Source organism: Pseudomonas sp. SIMBA_068, assembly GCF_046534705.1.
Classification (GTDB): Bacteria; Pseudomonadota; Gammaproteobacteria; order Pseudomonadales; family Pseudomonadaceae; genus Aquipseudomonas; species Aquipseudomonas putida.
This window is the reverse complement of sequence record NZ_JAWRYI010000007.1, coordinates 224692-238494: the sequence shown is the minus strand read 5'-3', so window position 1 is coordinate 238494 and position 13803 is coordinate 224692. Positions and strand designations below refer to the sequence as shown.

The 13803-nt window shown below is 62.3% G+C and carries 11 protein-coding genes; 6 read left to right on the top strand and 5 right to left on the bottom strand.

Features of this window, described 5'->3' with window-relative positions; translation table 11 throughout:
- Nucleotides 1–10 precede the first annotated feature (10 nt).
- Nucleotides 11–505 carry a DUF934 domain-containing protein gene (locus SB756_RS17840; RefSeq protein WP_016485947.1) on the bottom strand — a complete coding sequence of 165 codons (495 nt, stop codon included), beginning with the start codon at nt 503–505 and terminating at the stop codon, nt 11–13.
- Nucleotides 489–2141 (bottom strand): nitrite/sulfite reductase, encoded by a 1653-nt coding sequence (locus SB756_RS17835; RefSeq protein WP_341798185.1) that lies wholly within the window; start codon nt 2139–2141, stop codon nt 489–491. The genes SB756_RS17840 and SB756_RS17835 overlap by 17 nt, the downstream gene beginning before the upstream one ends.
- Before the next feature lie 213 nt (nt 2142–2354).
- Here SB756_RS17835 and SB756_RS17830 point away from each other — a divergent pair, with 213 nt between their 5' ends.
- A complete protein-coding gene (locus tag SB756_RS17830; protein ID WP_341798186.1) occupies nt 2355–3431 on the top strand; it encodes an ABC transporter substrate-binding protein in 1077 nt (358 codons plus the stop codon).
- Nucleotides 3432–3697: 266 nt separating this feature from the next.
- Here the strand turns inward: SB756_RS17830 and SB756_RS17825 are convergent, their stop codons facing one another.
- Complete coding sequence (locus SB756_RS17825; RefSeq protein WP_086976649.1) at nt 3698–3916, bottom strand: DUF2970 domain-containing protein; 219 nt, start codon at nt 3914–3916, stop codon at nt 3698–3700.
- Nucleotides 3917–3992: 76 nt separating this feature from the next.
- Nucleotides 3993–7700 carry a methionine synthase gene (gene metH, locus SB756_RS17820; RefSeq protein ID WP_016500491.1) on the bottom strand — a complete coding sequence of 1236 codons (3708 nt, stop codon included), beginning with the start codon at nt 7698–7700 and terminating at the stop codon, nt 3993–3995.
- A gap of 175 nt (nt 7701–7875) precedes the next feature.
- On the opposite strand from metH, the gene SB756_RS17815 reads away from it, so the two are divergent.
- The 5 genes from SB756_RS17815 to SB756_RS17795 all read left to right on the top strand — a co-directional run bounded on the left by SB756_RS17815 (nt 7876) and on the right by SB756_RS17795 (nt 13337).
- Nucleotides 7876–10176 carry a fatty acid cis/trans isomerase gene (locus tag SB756_RS17815; protein WP_410911268.1) on the top strand — a complete coding sequence of 767 codons (2301 nt, stop codon included), beginning with the start codon at nt 7876–7878 and terminating at the stop codon, nt 10174–10176.
- 172 nt (nt 10177–10348) lie between these two features.
- Nucleotides 10349–11383, top strand: coding sequence for an acyltransferase family protein (locus SB756_RS17810; RefSeq protein WP_410911267.1), 1035 nt, complete (start codon nt 10349–10351; stop codon nt 11381–11383).
- Nucleotides 11384–11441: 58 nt separating this feature from the next.
- The gene (gene nfuA / locus SB756_RS17805; protein ID WP_016500488.1) at nt 11442–12026 is read left to right on the top strand and encodes a Fe-S biogenesis protein NfuA; all 585 of its coding nucleotides are present in this window, start codon (nt 11442–11444) and stop codon (nt 12024–12026) included.
- A 219-nt stretch (nt 12027–12245) separates the two neighbouring features.
- Entirely contained in the window at nt 12246–12854 is a 609-nt protein-coding gene (locus SB756_RS17800) for an SCO family protein (protein ID WP_410911266.1), read from the top strand.
- Nucleotides 12855–13337 carry a copper chaperone PCu(A)C gene (locus tag SB756_RS17795; RefSeq protein ID WP_043202000.1) on the top strand — a complete coding sequence of 161 codons (483 nt, stop codon included), beginning with the start codon at nt 12855–12857 and terminating at the stop codon, nt 13335–13337.
- A 50-nt stretch (nt 13338–13387) separates the two neighbouring features.
- Here SB756_RS17795 and SB756_RS17790 read toward each other — a convergent pair whose 3' ends face one another.
- Nucleotides 13388–13615, bottom strand: coding sequence for a hypothetical protein (locus SB756_RS17790; protein WP_016500485.1), 228 nt, complete (start codon nt 13613–13615; stop codon nt 13388–13390).
- Nucleotides 13616–13803 lie beyond the last annotated feature (188 nt).

The following is a 13803-nucleotide window of genomic DNA, read 5'->3' as shown; positions in this document are numbered from 1 at the left end:
AGCGGGACGATCAGCGGCGGCGGAACAGCGGCAGCGGTTCGTCAGTCGCGGCCTGGTAGGTCACCGAGAAGTCCTTCAGGCTTTGCAGCGCGTCTTCCGGGTCCTTGTCGGCACGGATGGCGAACGCATCGAAACCGCAACGGGCCATGAAGAACAGCTGGTCGCGCAGTACGTCGCCGATGGCGCGCAGCTCGCCTTTGAACTTGTAGCGGTCACGCAGCAGGCGCGCATTGGAGTAGCTGCGCCCGTCGGTGAAGGCCGGGAAGTTCAGTGCGATGACCTGGAAGTACTGCACGTCTTCGCCGATTTCTTCCGCTTCTTCGTCGCTGTCCAGCCACACGCCCAGGCCGCCGTCGCGGGCCTTGAGCACGTGGGCATGGTCACGCCACAGCTGCAGCGGCACGATGTAGTCGTCGCAGTTGGTCAGCTCGTCGAACGAGGTTTCCTTGGGCAGCAGGTGCCAGGTTTCGTCGACGATCTGGTTGTTCTTAATGATTCGCTGCATAGACGCGTTCCTTGAAGGGGTCGATGCCGATACGCTGGTAGGTGTCGATGAAACGCTCTTCCTCGGTACGTTGCTCGACGTACACGGCGATCAGCTTCTCGATCACATCGGCCATGGCATCCTGGGCGAAGGACGGGCCGAGGATCTTGCCCAGGCTCGCGCCGCGCGCGGCATTGCCGCCCAGCGATACCTGGTAGAACTCCTCACCCTTCTTGTCCACGCCGAGGATGCCGATGTGGCCCACGTGGTGGTGGCCGCAGGCGTTCATGCAGCCAGAGATGTTCAGGTCGATCTCGCCGATGTCGAACAGGTAGTCCAGGTCGTCGAAACGGCGCTGGATGGACTCGGCGATCGGGATCGACTTGGCGTTTGCCAGCGAGCAATAGTCACCACCCGGGCAGCAGATGATGTCGGTCAGCAGGCCGATGTTCGGGGTGGCGAAGCCGCCTTCGCGCAGTTCCAGCCACAGCGCGTGCAGCTGGCGCTGCTCGACGTCGGCGAGGATGATGTTCTGCTCGTGCGAAGTACGCAGGAAGCCGAAGCTGTAGCGCTCGGCCAGGTCGGCCACGGCGTCCAGCTGCTTGTCGGTCAGGTCGCCCGGGGCAACGCCGGTAGGCTTCAGCGACAGGGTTACAGCGACGTAGCCAGGGCGCTTGTGGGCACGGGTGTTACGCGAGCGCCAACGGGCAAAGCCTGGGTTTTCGGCGTCCTGGGCGGCGTAGTCGACGTTTTCGAGGGCCAGGTAGTCCGGGTCGACGAAATGGCGCGATACGCGCTGCACTTCGTCTTCGGTCAGGGTGGTGCTGCCGCCGCGCAGGTGGGCCATTTCGGCCTCGACCTTCTCGGCGAACACTTCAGGCGTCAGTGCCTTGACCAGGATCTTGATCCGCGCCTTGTACTTGTTGTCACGGCGACCGTAACGGTTGTACACGCGCAGGATGGCGTCCAGGTAGCTGATCAGGTCCTGCCACGGCAGGAACTCGTTGATGAACGAGCCGACCACCGGGGTACGGCCCAGGCCGCCGCCGACCAGTACACGGAAGCCCAGCTCGCCAGCAGCGTTGCGCACCGGCTCCAGGCCGATGTCGTGCACTTCAATGGCAGCGCGGTCTTCCTGCGAGCCGTTGATGGCAATCTTGAACTTGCGCGGCAGGTAGGCGAATTCCGGGTGGAAGGTGGTCCACTGGCGGACGATTTCGCACCACGGGCGCGGGTCGATGATTTCGTCTGCGGCCACACCGGCAAACTGGTCGGTGGTGGTGTTGCGCAGGCAGTTGCCACTGGTCTGGATCGCATGCATCTGCACGGTGGCCAGTTCGGCGAGAATGTCCGGAATGTCTTCCAGTGCCGGCCAGTTGTACTGCACGTTCTGGCGGGTGGAAATGTGCGCGTAGCCCTTGTCGTAGTCGCGAGCGATCTTCGCCAGGGTGCGGACCTGGCGGGCGCTCAGCTGGCCGTACGGCACGGCGACACGCAGCATTGGCGCGAAACGTTGGATGTATAGGCCGTTCTGCAGGCGCAGAGGGCGGAATTCTTCTTCGCTCAGCTCACCGGCCAGGTAGCGGCGGGTCTGATCACGGAACTGCTTGACGCGGTCCTCGATGATCCGCTGATCGTACTCGTCGTATACGTACATAAAAGTCCTGTCTCAGGCATGCAGCTATTCGCGCGCACGGCCGCGCACTCCGGTACGGAGCCGGGGAACGATATCAGGTTGCGGTTATGCGCTAAAGTGATGTTTTTGCATATGAAAAGAACCAAATGAACTATGTGAGACTGACTGCCATTTATACGCTGGCGGTAGCCAGGCGTTTATAATCCGGGGTTTGCTTCGCAGAGATGTGACCCCATGCTCAAGGCCCTGTGCCAAAGCTTGTGTCTTGCCCTGCCACTGGCGGCAAATGCGCAGCCGGCCTCGGTGGTGTTTCTCAATCCGGGGCTGTCCACCGAGACGTTCTGGACCAGCTACACCCGCTTCATGCAGGCCGCTGCGGACGAACTGGGCATGTCCCTGCGCGTGGAGTACAGCGAGCGCCGCGCCGACCTGGCGCTGACCCAGGCCAGGGCGATCCTGGGTGGGGCGCATCGGCCGGATTACCTGGTGTTGGTCAACGAGCAGTACGTGGCACCCGAAATTCTGCGGTTATCGCGTGGCACCGGGGTCAAGCTGTTGCTGGTCAACAATGGCCTGACCCCCAGCCAGGCCCGCAGCATCGAGACCCAGCCCGACAAGTATGCCGAGCCCTTGGGTACCTTGATGAGCAATGACGAGCAAGCGGGCTTCCAGATGCTGCACCTGATGGTTGCGCAACTGCCTCGTGACGCAGGCCCGGTGGACCTGGTGGCCTTTGCCGGGCTCAAGACCACACCGGCTTCGCAGCTGCGCGAGGAGGGCATGCGCCGCGCCCTGGCCGACTTCCCTCAGGTCCGCCTGCGCCAGGTCGTATACGGCGGCTGGAGCCGCGAGCGCGCCTACGAGCAGGCGCAGCAATTGCTGGAGCGATACCCGGCCACTCGCCTGGTGTGGTCGGCCAATGACGAGATGGCCTTTGGTGCGATGCAGGCGTTCGAGGAGGCCGGGCGCACACCGGGGCGTGACGTGCTGTTCGGCGCCGTCAACAGTTCGCCCGAGGCCTTGCGTGCGCGCATCGACGGGCGCTTGAGCGCGCTGATGGGGGGGCACTTCACCCTTGGCGGTTGGGCCATGGTGATGTTGCACGACGATGCCCAGGGTGTCGCGCTGAACCGCGACGGCCAGCGCGTGCACAGTGCCCCGGTACTGCAGGCAATCGACCAGGCCAAGGCCAGGCGCTGGCTGAAACTGCTGGAACGGCCCGACTATGGCGTCGACTTTCTGCATTACAGCGCCGAAGGGCGGCCGGCCAGCTACCAGTACCCGTTTCTGACGTCACCGGTCGACTATTGAAAGACCTTGCTTGAGGGAAGGGCATTGCTCGTCTTAACTGCTGGTTGTGAAGTGCATTCCCATAACCACTACAAGAGGCAATGCAATGGGAAACTCAACCAAGGTCCGCAAAGCTGACAGCAGCGTCGATGCTTGGGCGATCCTCTGCCTGATCGTCCTGGTGGTGGTCACTGCCGTGTATTGGGTCAGCCACCAGTAGACTTTTCTTTTAGACCGTGATGTAGCCAGAGCGCCTGCGGGAGGGAATCCCGCAGGCGTTTTCATTTCTAGCGGGCGGTAAGGTGCAGGGCCAGCTGCACCAACCCGATCAGCACCATAATGAATATCAGGGTGAAGAGCGTGCCCAGTGCAATGAAATGGCTGGCTTTGCCGTGGGTGAAGTCGCGAGCGCGGTTCTTGCCGCTTTGCACGCCAAAGGCGGCGGCGAGGATGCTGTGCAGCATCTGCCAGAAGGTTGGGGGTTTGCCTTGGCTGGAATCGTCCATGGTGGCTCCTGAAGAATCAGAGGCAATCAAGGACAGTGTAGGTGCCCATTGGGGCTGCTGTGCAGCCCCAATAGTCTTAGTTGTCGTACCCGAGGTTCGGCGCCAGCCAGCGCTCGCTCACGCTCACATCCTGGCCTTTGCGGGCGCTGTAGCGCTCGATCTGGTCCTTGTCGACCTTGCCCACGGCAAAGTACTGCGCCTGCGGGTGGGCAAAGTACCAGCCGCTGACCGCCGCGGCCGGGAACATCGCAAAGTGCTCGGTAAGGAACACGCCGCTCGGCCCGGTTTCGCCGATGGCGGTGCCGTCGAGCAGGCGGAACAGGGTTTCTTTCTCGGTGTGGTCGGGGCAGGCCGGGTAGCCCGGGGCCGGGCGGATGCCGCTGTACTGCTCCTTGATCAGCGCTTCGTTGTCCAGGTGCTCGTCGCGGGCATAGCCCCAGTGCTCTTTACGCACCTGCTCGTGCAGCCACTCGGCGCAGGCTTCGGCCAGGCGGTCGGCCAGGGCCTTGACCATGATCGAGCTATAGTCGTCGCCTTTGTCCTGGTAGGCCTTGGCCACTTCTTCGGCACCGATGCCGGCAGTGGTGATGAACCCGCCCACATAGTCGGTGACGCCGCTGGCTTTTGGCGCGACAAAGTCGGCCAGCGACCAGTTGGGCTTGCCGTCCGGCTTGATGGTCTGCTGGCGCAGGTGGTGCAGGGTGGCCAGCGCCTTGCCGTCCTCTCCGTACACCTCGATGTCGTCATCGGCCACCTGGTTGGCCGGCCAGAAGCCGAACACCGCGCGGGCGCTGATCAGCTTTTCGTCGATCAGCTTGTCGAGCATCTCGCGGGCGTCCTTGTACAGCGAGGTGGCAGCTTCGCCAACCACTTCGTCGGTGAGGATGCGCGGGAACTTGCCGGCCAGGTCCCAGGAGATGAAGAACGGGGTCCAGTCGATGTATTCGGCCAGGGTGCGCAGGTCGATGTCTTCCAGTACCTTGACGCCGGTGAAGGAGGGCACCGCTGGCTGGTAGCCGGCCCAGTCGTACTGCGGCTTGGCGGCGATGGCCTGGGCGTAGCTCAGGCGCTCGGTGCGGGCACTGCGGTTGGCGGTGCGCTCGCGCACATCCACGTACTCCAGGCGGGTCTTCTCGACGAAGCCCGGCTTGAGCTCCTTGGACAGCAACTGAGTGGCCACGCCAACCGCACGCGAGGCGTCGGTGACGTAGATGACGGCGTCGTTGCTGTACTTCGGTTCGATCTTGACTGCGGTGTGCGCCTTGGAGGTGGTGGCGCCGCCGATCATCAGGGGCAGTTCGAAGCCCTGGCGCTGCATTTCGCGGGCAACGTGGACCATCTCGTCCAGCGACGGGGTGATCAGGCCAGACAATCCGATGATGTCGCACTTCTCGTCGCGGGCGGTTTGCAGGATTTTCTCGGCAGGCACCATGACACCGAGGTCGACGATGTCGTAACCGTTGCAGCCCAGTACCACGCCGACAATGTTCTTGCCGATGTCGTGCACGTCACCTTTTACCGTGGCCATCAGGATCTTGCCCTTGGCTTCTGGCTTGTCGCCTTTTTCTGCTTCGATGAACGGAATAAGGTGCGCCACTGCCTGCTTCATCACACGCGCCGACTTGACCACCTGGGGCAGGAACATCTTGCCTGCACCGAACAGGTCGCCCACCACGTTCATGCCGCTCATCAGCGGGCCTTCGATGACCTCGATGGGGCGTGCGCATTGCTGGCGGCACTCCTCGGTGTCCTCGACGATATAGGCGGTGATGCCTTTGACCAGTGCGTGCTCCAGGCGCTTGCCGACCGGCAGCGAACGCCAGGCTTCGTTTTCGACTTCCTTGGTGGCGCCGCCGCCTTTGTAGTCGTCGGCAATGGCCAGCAGGGCATCGGTCCCTTCCGGGGTGCGGTTGAGCACCACGTCCTCGACCTTCTCACGCAGCTGGGCCGGGATTTCGTCGTAGATCTCCAGCTGGCCGGCGTTGACGATACCCATGGTCAGGCCGTTGCGGATGGCGTGGAACAGGAACACCGAGTGGATCGCCTCGCGCACCGGGTTGTTGCCACGGAACGAGAACGACACGTTGGACACACCGCCCGAGGTCAGCGCATGGGGCAGGTGGTCACGGATATAGGCACAGGCCTCGATGAAGTCGACGGCGTAGTTGTTGTGCTCTTCGATGCCGGTGGCGACGGCGAAGATGTTCGGGTCGAAGATGATGTCTTCCGGCGGGAAGCCCACTTCGTTGACCAGAATGTCGTAGCTGCGTTTGCAGATTTCCTTCTTGCGCGCGGCGGTGTCGGCCTGGCCGACCTCGTCGAAGGCCATCACCACCACGGCGGCGCCGTAGCGCTTGCACAGGCGGGCGTGGTGCTTGAACTGCTCGACGCCTTCCTTCATGGAAATGGAGTTGACGATGCCTTTGCCCTGAATGCACTTCAGGCCGGCTTCGATCACTTCCCATTTGGAGGAGTCGATCATGATCGGCACGCGGGAAATGTCCGGCTCGCCAGCGATCATGTTGAGAAAACGGACCATGGCCGCCTGGGAATCGAGCATCCCTTCGTCCATGTTGATGTCGATCACCTGGGCGCCGGCCTCGACCTGCTGCAGGGCGACTTCCAGGGCTTCGGTGTAGTTCTCTTCACGGATCAGCCGGGCGAACTTGGCGGAACCGGTGATGTTGGTGCGCTCACCGACGTTGACGAACAGCGACTGGCGATCGATGGTAAACGGTTCCAGGCCCGACAGGCGACAGGCCTTGGCGATCTCCGGGATCTCGCGAGGCTTGTATTTGGCCACGGCTTCGGCAATGGCCTGGATGTGGCCCGGGGTGGTACCGCAGCAACCACCGATGATGTTGAGGAAACCGCTGGCAGCGAATTCCTCGACTACTGCCGCCATTTCGGCCGGGGTCTCGTCGTACTCACCGAAGGCGTTCGGCAGGCCGGCGTTGGGGTGGGCGGAAACGTGGGTATCGGCCTTGGTCGACAGCTCTTCCAGGTACGGGCGCAGGTCCTTGGCGCCGAGGGCGCAGTTCAGGCCCACGGAAATCGGCTTGGCGTGGCGCACCGAGTTCCAGAACGCTTCGGTGGTCTGGCCCGACAGGGTACGGCCGGAGGCGTCGGTGATGGTGCCGGAGATCATGATCGGCAGTTCGACAGCGTCCTCCTCGAACACCTGCTGCACGGCAAAAATGGCCGCCTTGGCGTTGAGTGTGTCGAAGATGGTTTCGATCAGGATCAGGTCGGCGCCGCCCTCGATCAGGCCACGGGTGGCCTCGATGTAGTTCTCTACCAGCTCATCGAACGTGACGTTGCGGTAGCCGGGGTCGTTGACGTCCGGGGAAATCGAGCAGGTGCGGCTGGTAGGGCCGAGCACGCCTGCGACGAAGCGCGGCTTGTCGGGCGTTTCCAGGGTCTTGGCATCGGCTACCTGGCGGGCAATGCGCGCGCCTTCCACGTTCAGCTCATAGACCAGCGATTCCATGCCGTAGTCGGCCTGGGAAATCTGTGTGGCATTGAAGGTGTTGGTTTCAAGGATATCCGCCCCGGCATCGAGGTAGGCTTTCTCGATGGCAGCAATCACGTCCGGGCGGCTGAGCAGCAACAGGTCGTTGTTACCCTTCACATCGCTTGGCCAATCGGCGAAGCGCGTGCCACGATAGTCGTGTTCCTCGAGACGGTAGCTTTGGATCATAGTACCCATGCCGCCGTCGAGGATCAGGATGCGCTCTTTGAGTGCGTTCTGGAGTGCTTGGAGACGAGCGCTGCGGTCGGACATAGGAACTACCTGGTCGGGCAAATATCAGAAGGTGCGGAATCATATCAAAGTTGCGCGGTTCTTAGGCGCATCGCCCATTTGCATGAAAACCGCTCATGTTGATGGCACGGTTAACAGCACCCGGCACGACCAGGCAACAAACGTGATGGCTTTTTGAAATCAGGACTTTTCGCACATGGTGCATCGTATCCTTGCCGGCGCCTTCGCCCTGCTCATCAGCGGCGCGGTGTTCGGGCAAGCCCCCCAGTCGAGCCCGGCTATTTCGTACACCCGGGACATTCAGCCGATCTTCACCGAGAAATGCGTGGCCTGCCATGCCTGCAACGACGCCGCCTGCCAGCTGAAGCTGGAAAGCCCCGAAGGTGCGGTACGTGGGGCCAGCAAGGTCCCGGTCTACGAGGGCGACCGGAGCAAGGCGGTGCCCACCACGCGGCTGTTCTACGACGCCCACAGCGAAGAGCAATGGCGCAAGAAAGGCTTCTACTCGGTGCTCGACAACCAGGGCAGCCAGGCCGCGCTGATGGCGCGCATGCTGGAGCTGGGGCACAAGACCCCGCTCACGCCCAACGCCAAGCTGCCCGAAGAAATCGTCTTGGGCCTGAGCCGCAACAACATGTGCCCGTTGCCTCATGAGTTCGACGCCTATGCGGGTGCGCACCCCAAGGAGGGCATGCCGCTGGCAGTGACCGGGCTGACAGACAAGGAATACGACACCATGCGCCGCTGGCTGGCGGCCGGTGCGCCGGTGGAGTACCAGCCGATCAAGCCCAGTGATACCGAAGCCAGGCAGATCGCCGACTGGGAAGAGCTGCTCAACCGCCCGGGTTCCACCGAGGCGCTGGTTGGCCGCTGGCTTTACGAGCATCTGTTCCTGGCGCACATCTACTTTGTCGGCGGCGAGCAGGGCCACTTCTTCCAGTGGGTGCGTTCACGCACGCCCAGCGGCCAGCCGGCCGACATTATTGCCACGCGTCGCCCCAACGACCCACCGGGCACCGACTTCTATTACCGCTTGATCCCGGTGCAGGGCGTGATCGTGCACAAGACGCACATCACCTACCCGATGGGGCCGCAGAAGCTCAAGCGGGTGAAGCAGCTGTTCTACGCCGGCGACTGGCATGCCGCCGCGCTGCCAGGCTACGGCCCGCGTCACCGGGCCAACCCGTTCGAAACCTTCGAGGCCATCCCGGCAGTGGCGCGCTACCAGTTCATGCTGGATAACGCCGAGTACTTCGTGCGCACGTTCATCCGTGGGCCGGTGTGCCGCGGGCAGATCGCTACCGACGTGATCCGCGACAACTTCTGGGCATTGTTCCAGGAGCCGGCCTTCGACCGCTACATCACCGACGCCAAGTACCGTGGCGAGGCCACGCCGCTGCTGGCCATGCCCGGGCAGATCGATGACGTGGGCAGTGTGCTGAGCCTGTGGCACGCCTATCGCGACAAGCGCAACGCGTATGAAAAGCTGCGCCGCGACGCCTACGCCGACATGCCGGCGCCGGGCTGGTCGACCTTGTGGGCCGGTAACGACAACGCGCTGCTGAGCATCTTCCGCCACTTCGACAGTGCCTCGGTTACCAAGGGCCTGATCGGTGATGTGCCGCTGACCATGTGGTTGTTCGACTATCCGCTGTTCGAACGCACCTATTACCAACTGGCGGTCAACTTCGATGTGTACGGCAATGTTTCGCACCAGTTGCAGACGCGCCTTTATTTTGACCTGATCCGCAATGGCGCCGAAGTCAACTTCCTGCGCCTGATGCCGGCCGAAAAGCGCAAGGACATCCTCGGCGACTGGTACCAGAACAGCGGCAAGGTGAAGATGTGGATGGATTATGAAGACATCGATACCGACACGCCCAGCGGCATTTCGCTGGACGCGCGTAACCCCAAGCGCGATTTTGGCCTGAAATTGCTGCAACGCACCGGCAGCCTGAACGCTGCGCCCGACCCGATAAACCGCTGCCAGGGGGCCTTCTGCTCACGGCCGCAGGTGAGCGAAGAGTTCCGCAATGCCGAGCAGTCGCTCAGCCGCCTGGTGTCGCGCCCGGCTGCCGGATTGAAAGTAATCAACCAGTTGCCCGAAGCGACCATGCTGCGCATTGAAGGGCAGGGCGGCCAGCGCCAGGTGTACAGCCTGCTGCGCAACCGCGCGCACAGCAACGTGGCGTTCCTGCTGGGCGAGGCGTACCGCTACCAGCCGGGGCTGGATACCCTGACCCTGTACCCAGGCGTGCTCAGCAGCTACCCCAACTTCATCTTCAATGTTCCAACCAACGATGTGGCGGAATTCGTCGAGGACATGGAGTATTCGAAAGACGATGCAGCCAGGTTCGAGCGCATTGTCATGCGTTGGGGTGTGCGCCGCAGTCACCCTGACTTCTGGCGCTACTTCCATGACCTGAACAGCTTCATCAAGGAGACCACGCCGGTCGAGGCGGGTGTGCTGGACATGAACCGCTATGAGAACCTCTGATCGGGTAGGCTGACCTTTCCGAGTACCCTGCGGTCGGAAATGGTGGGTGGTCCGGGAGCTGCTATGCAGCCCGATGGCCGGTGGGCGCGGTCCCTGTGGGAGCTGGCTTGCCGGCGATGGAGCGCAAAGCGCTCCCGAAGGCCTCAATACACCGGCAAGCGCAGGGTATTTCATGCTGTATTCGCTTCAGGCACTGCGGGCGTTCGCCGCCTGGGTGGTGGTGTGCCACCACTTCATGCAGATCTTCTTCGACTTCCACGCCACCGGCCCCATCGGCCAACTGCTTACTGACCGTGGCGCCGTGGGGGTCGACATATTCTTCGTCATCAGCGGGCTGGTCATCTACCTGTCGACCCGCGACAAAACCATCGAACCGCGCCAGTTCCTGCTCAACCGGGTGCTGCGCATCGTCCCTGCCTACTGGTTCTACACCGCATTGATGGCCGCTTTGCTGCTGGCCTTCAGCCCATGGATGCCGCACCAGGAATTCGACTGGCATCACCTGTTCCTGTCGATGCTGTTCATCCCGGCGGAAAACCCCGGTGGCTATGGCCTGTACCCGACCCTGAACGTGGGCTGGACGCTGAACTTCGAGATGTTCTTCTACCTGCTGTTCGGTTTGGCCTTCCTGGTACGCCAACGGCATCAGCTGCTGCTGGTTACCGTCGCACTGTTACTGGTCAGTGAGGTGCTGGGCCGGCTGGGTGTGCTCAGCCGCTTCTACAACAACGACATCATCTACGAGTTCCTGCTCGGCATCGGCCTGGGTGTGTTGTACCGCCGTGGCCTGATCCGCCAGGGGCGTTGGCTGCCGCTGGTGGTGCTGGGGGTGGCGGGCCTGGCCATCTATCACCTGGATGCGTCCCAACGCTTGCTGCACTGGGGCGTGCCGAGCGCGATGATCGTGCTGGCCTTCATCGCCCTGGAACCGGCCTTCCAGGGCAACCGGCTGCTCAAGGCCTTGGGCGACTGTTCGTATTCGGTGTACCTGGTCCATGTGCTGGTGCTGTACGCCGGCTGGTTCGCCAGCGAGCGGCTGCATTTGAACCCATACCTGGTGTTTGCCCTGTGCGTACCGTCCATTGGACTAATGTCGTGGTTCAGCTACCAGTGGCTGGAGCGCGGCCTGTACCGGCGCATGCAGGCTTGGCTGGCGGCGCCACGGGGGCAGGCCGCGGAATATGCGCTTTCCCGAGTCAAATGCTAGGACTTTGTTCGAGGAGCCGGTTGGCGTACACTTGGCGGCAAGTCTGTGAGGAACCTACATGAGCGATATAACCATTACCGACGCCGCCCATGACTACCTGGCCGATCTGCTTTCCAAGCAGAACACGCCTGGCATCGGCATTCGAATTTTCATCACCCAGCCGGGCACTCAGTACGCAGAGACGTGCATTGCCTATTGCAAGCCGGGCGAAGAGAAGCCTGACGACACCGCCGTGGGTCTGAAGAGCTTCACCGCTTACCTGGACGCAGTCAGCGTGCCGTTCCTGGAAGACGCACTGGTCGACTACGCCACCGACCGCATGGGTGGCCAGCTGACCATCAAGGCACCGAACGCCAAGGTGCCGATGGTCAACGAAGACAGCCCGATCAACGAGCGTATCAACTACTACCTGCAGACCGAGATCAACCCCGGGCTGGCCAGCCACGGTGGCCAGGTCAGCCTGGTGGACGTGGTCGACGACGGCATCGCGGTGCTGCAGTTCGGTGGTGGTTGCCAAGGCTGCGGCCAGGCCGATGTTACCCTGAAGGAAGGCATCGAGCGCACCTTGCTCGAGCGTATTCCGGAGCTGAAGGGCGTGCGTGACGTGACTGACCACACCCAGAAAGAGAACGCCTACTACTAAGGCTGACGCACCTGCATGGCTTGTGTAAGGGCGGCTCTCATAGCAATAAACTGTTACGGTTTCAACCCCTGCGACAACAGGCCGCAGCCCGTATTCAAAGGGCTGCAGGCCATACCCGCGTTCGTCGGGTAGAACCGCTTTGGGTGTCATGCAAGAATGCCCCGGTTTTTCAGCCGGCCCGTCCCGAGGGCCGGCACCTTCCCTGTAAAGGATGGTTTCATGAATGATCTATTTACCCGGCGCGCGGTTGTCGCCGGGATGGGCGTTCTCGGGCTTGGCCTGCTGGCAGGCTGCAGCCCGGCCCGCGGGCTCGAGTTCAAGTACGGCAAGAACATGAGCAACGAGATCCTTGGGCGCAAGTTCCGCCTCAAGGACCCGCAAGGCAATGTGCGCACCCTGTCGAGCTTCTACGGCAGTATGCCGATGATCTTCTTCGGGTTCACCCAGTGCCCGGCGGTTTGCCCGACTACCCTGGCGCGCGCGGCACAAATCCGCAAATTGCTGCGCGGCCGTGACCGCGACCTGTTCCAGGTGGTGTTCATCACCCTGGACCCGGAGCGCGACACCCCCGAAGTGCTCGATGCCTACGTCAAGGCCTTCGACCCGTCGTTCACCGCACTCACTGGCACCCCCGAAGAAATCGCGGAAGTGGCCAAGGAGTTCAAGGTGTTCTACGAGAAGGTCCCGGCCGTTGACACCTATACCATTTCTCACTCGTCCACCAGCTACGTCTACGATACGCGTGGCACCCTGCGCCTGAGCCTGGGCCATTCCCTGAATGCCAAGGAATGCGCCGAAGACCTGGTCACCCTGATGGAGATCTGCTGAATGTCGATGCAACCGATCAAACGCGGCCTGGCTGCCCTGGCACTGATGGGTCTGGCCCTGCCGGCCCTGGCCCAGACTACCGTGAGCGATGCCTGGGTCCGTGCCAGCGTGCCGCACCAGCAGTCCACCGGTGCCTTCATGACCCTGACCGCCAGCAGCGATAGCAAGCTGGTGAGCGTGGCTTCGCCCGTGGCCAAGACCGTGCAGGTGCACGAGATGACCATGAACGGCGACGTGATGGGCATGCGTGAGGTGAAGGCTGTCGAGTTGCCGGCCGGTAAGGCCGTGACCCTGGACCCCAATGGCCTGCATGTGATGCTGATGGGCCTGAACGATCAGGTGAAGGAAGGCGATAAAGTGCCGCTGACCCTTACCATCGAAGATGCAAAAGGGGCCAAGGAAACACTGGATGTGCAGGCAGAGGTGCGCCCGCTCAACGCCGAGGCTGGCGGTGGGCATGACCACATGCACATGAAGCACTGACAGACCAAAGGGCCGCGCTTAGCGGCCCTTTTCTTTTTCAGCGGCGCCTTTCAGCTACGAAAGCGCGGCAGCGGCCTGTCGAGCGTCAGCGAGGTCAGGGTCTTTCGAACCTGGGCCTCATCGGCCTCCAGTGCCTTCAGGCTGGCGCGGATCTTGCCGGCGGCGGGCACATCGCCCTGCCGGTCGATCCAGTCGGCAATCTCCTTGCAGGCACTGTTCAGGCAGGCCTGGCGCTGGTTCATCAGCGACAGGAGGGTGGTGAGCTCTCTTTCGGACATGGCAGGATCCTCCATTCAGCCATGTCAGTGTAGCAGAGGGTTGGCGCAGCTCCGCTGCCTCTGCAGCAGTTGCCGAAGAGGCGAAAATGAACGCTCCATTTCCCAAGTAACAGCGAGTTACTGTTTTGGGCGAATAAACACAGTGTTTAAACCGATGCCGCTACGCGGCATGGGGTATCAACCTTAAC

Excerpts from the sequence above, each read along its gene's own strand:
- SB756_RS17840 (WP_016485947.1), bottom strand. The coding sequence starts at position 505 with ATGCAGCGAATCATTAAGAACAACCAGATCGTCGACGAAACCTGGCAC.
- SB756_RS17835 (WP_341798185.1), bottom strand. The coding sequence starts at position 2,141 with ATGTACGTATACGACGAGTACGATCAGCGGATCATCGAGGACCGCGTC.
- SB756_RS17830 (WP_341798186.1), top strand. The coding sequence starts at position 2,355 with ATGCTCAAGGCCCTGTGCCAAAGCTTGTGTCTTGCCCTGCCACTGGCG.
- SB756_RS17825 (WP_086976649.1), bottom strand. The coding sequence starts at position 3,916 with ATGGACGATTCCAGCCAAGGCAAACCCCCAACCTTCTGGCAGATGCTG.
- metH (WP_016500491.1), bottom strand. The coding sequence starts at position 7,700 with ATGTCCGACCGCAGCGCTCGTCTCCAAGCACTCCAGAACGCACTCAAA.
- SB756_RS17815 (WP_410911268.1), top strand. The coding sequence starts at position 7,876 with ATGGTGCATCGTATCCTTGCCGGCGCCTTCGCCCTGCTCATCAGCGGC.
- SB756_RS17810 (WP_410911267.1), top strand. The coding sequence starts at position 10,349 with ATGCTGTATTCGCTTCAGGCACTGCGGGCGTTCGCCGCCTGGGTGGTG.
- nfuA (WP_016500488.1), top strand. The coding sequence starts at position 11,442 with ATGAGCGATATAACCATTACCGACGCCGCCCATGACTACCTGGCCGAT.
- SB756_RS17800 (WP_410911266.1), top strand. The coding sequence starts at position 12,246 with ATGAATGATCTATTTACCCGGCGCGCGGTTGTCGCCGGGATGGGCGTT.
- SB756_RS17795 (WP_043202000.1), top strand. The coding sequence starts at position 12,855 with ATGTCGATGCAACCGATCAAACGCGGCCTGGCTGCCCTGGCACTGATG.
- SB756_RS17790 (WP_016500485.1), bottom strand. The coding sequence starts at position 13,615 with ATGTCCGAAAGAGAGCTCACCACCCTCCTGTCGCTGATGAACCAGCGC.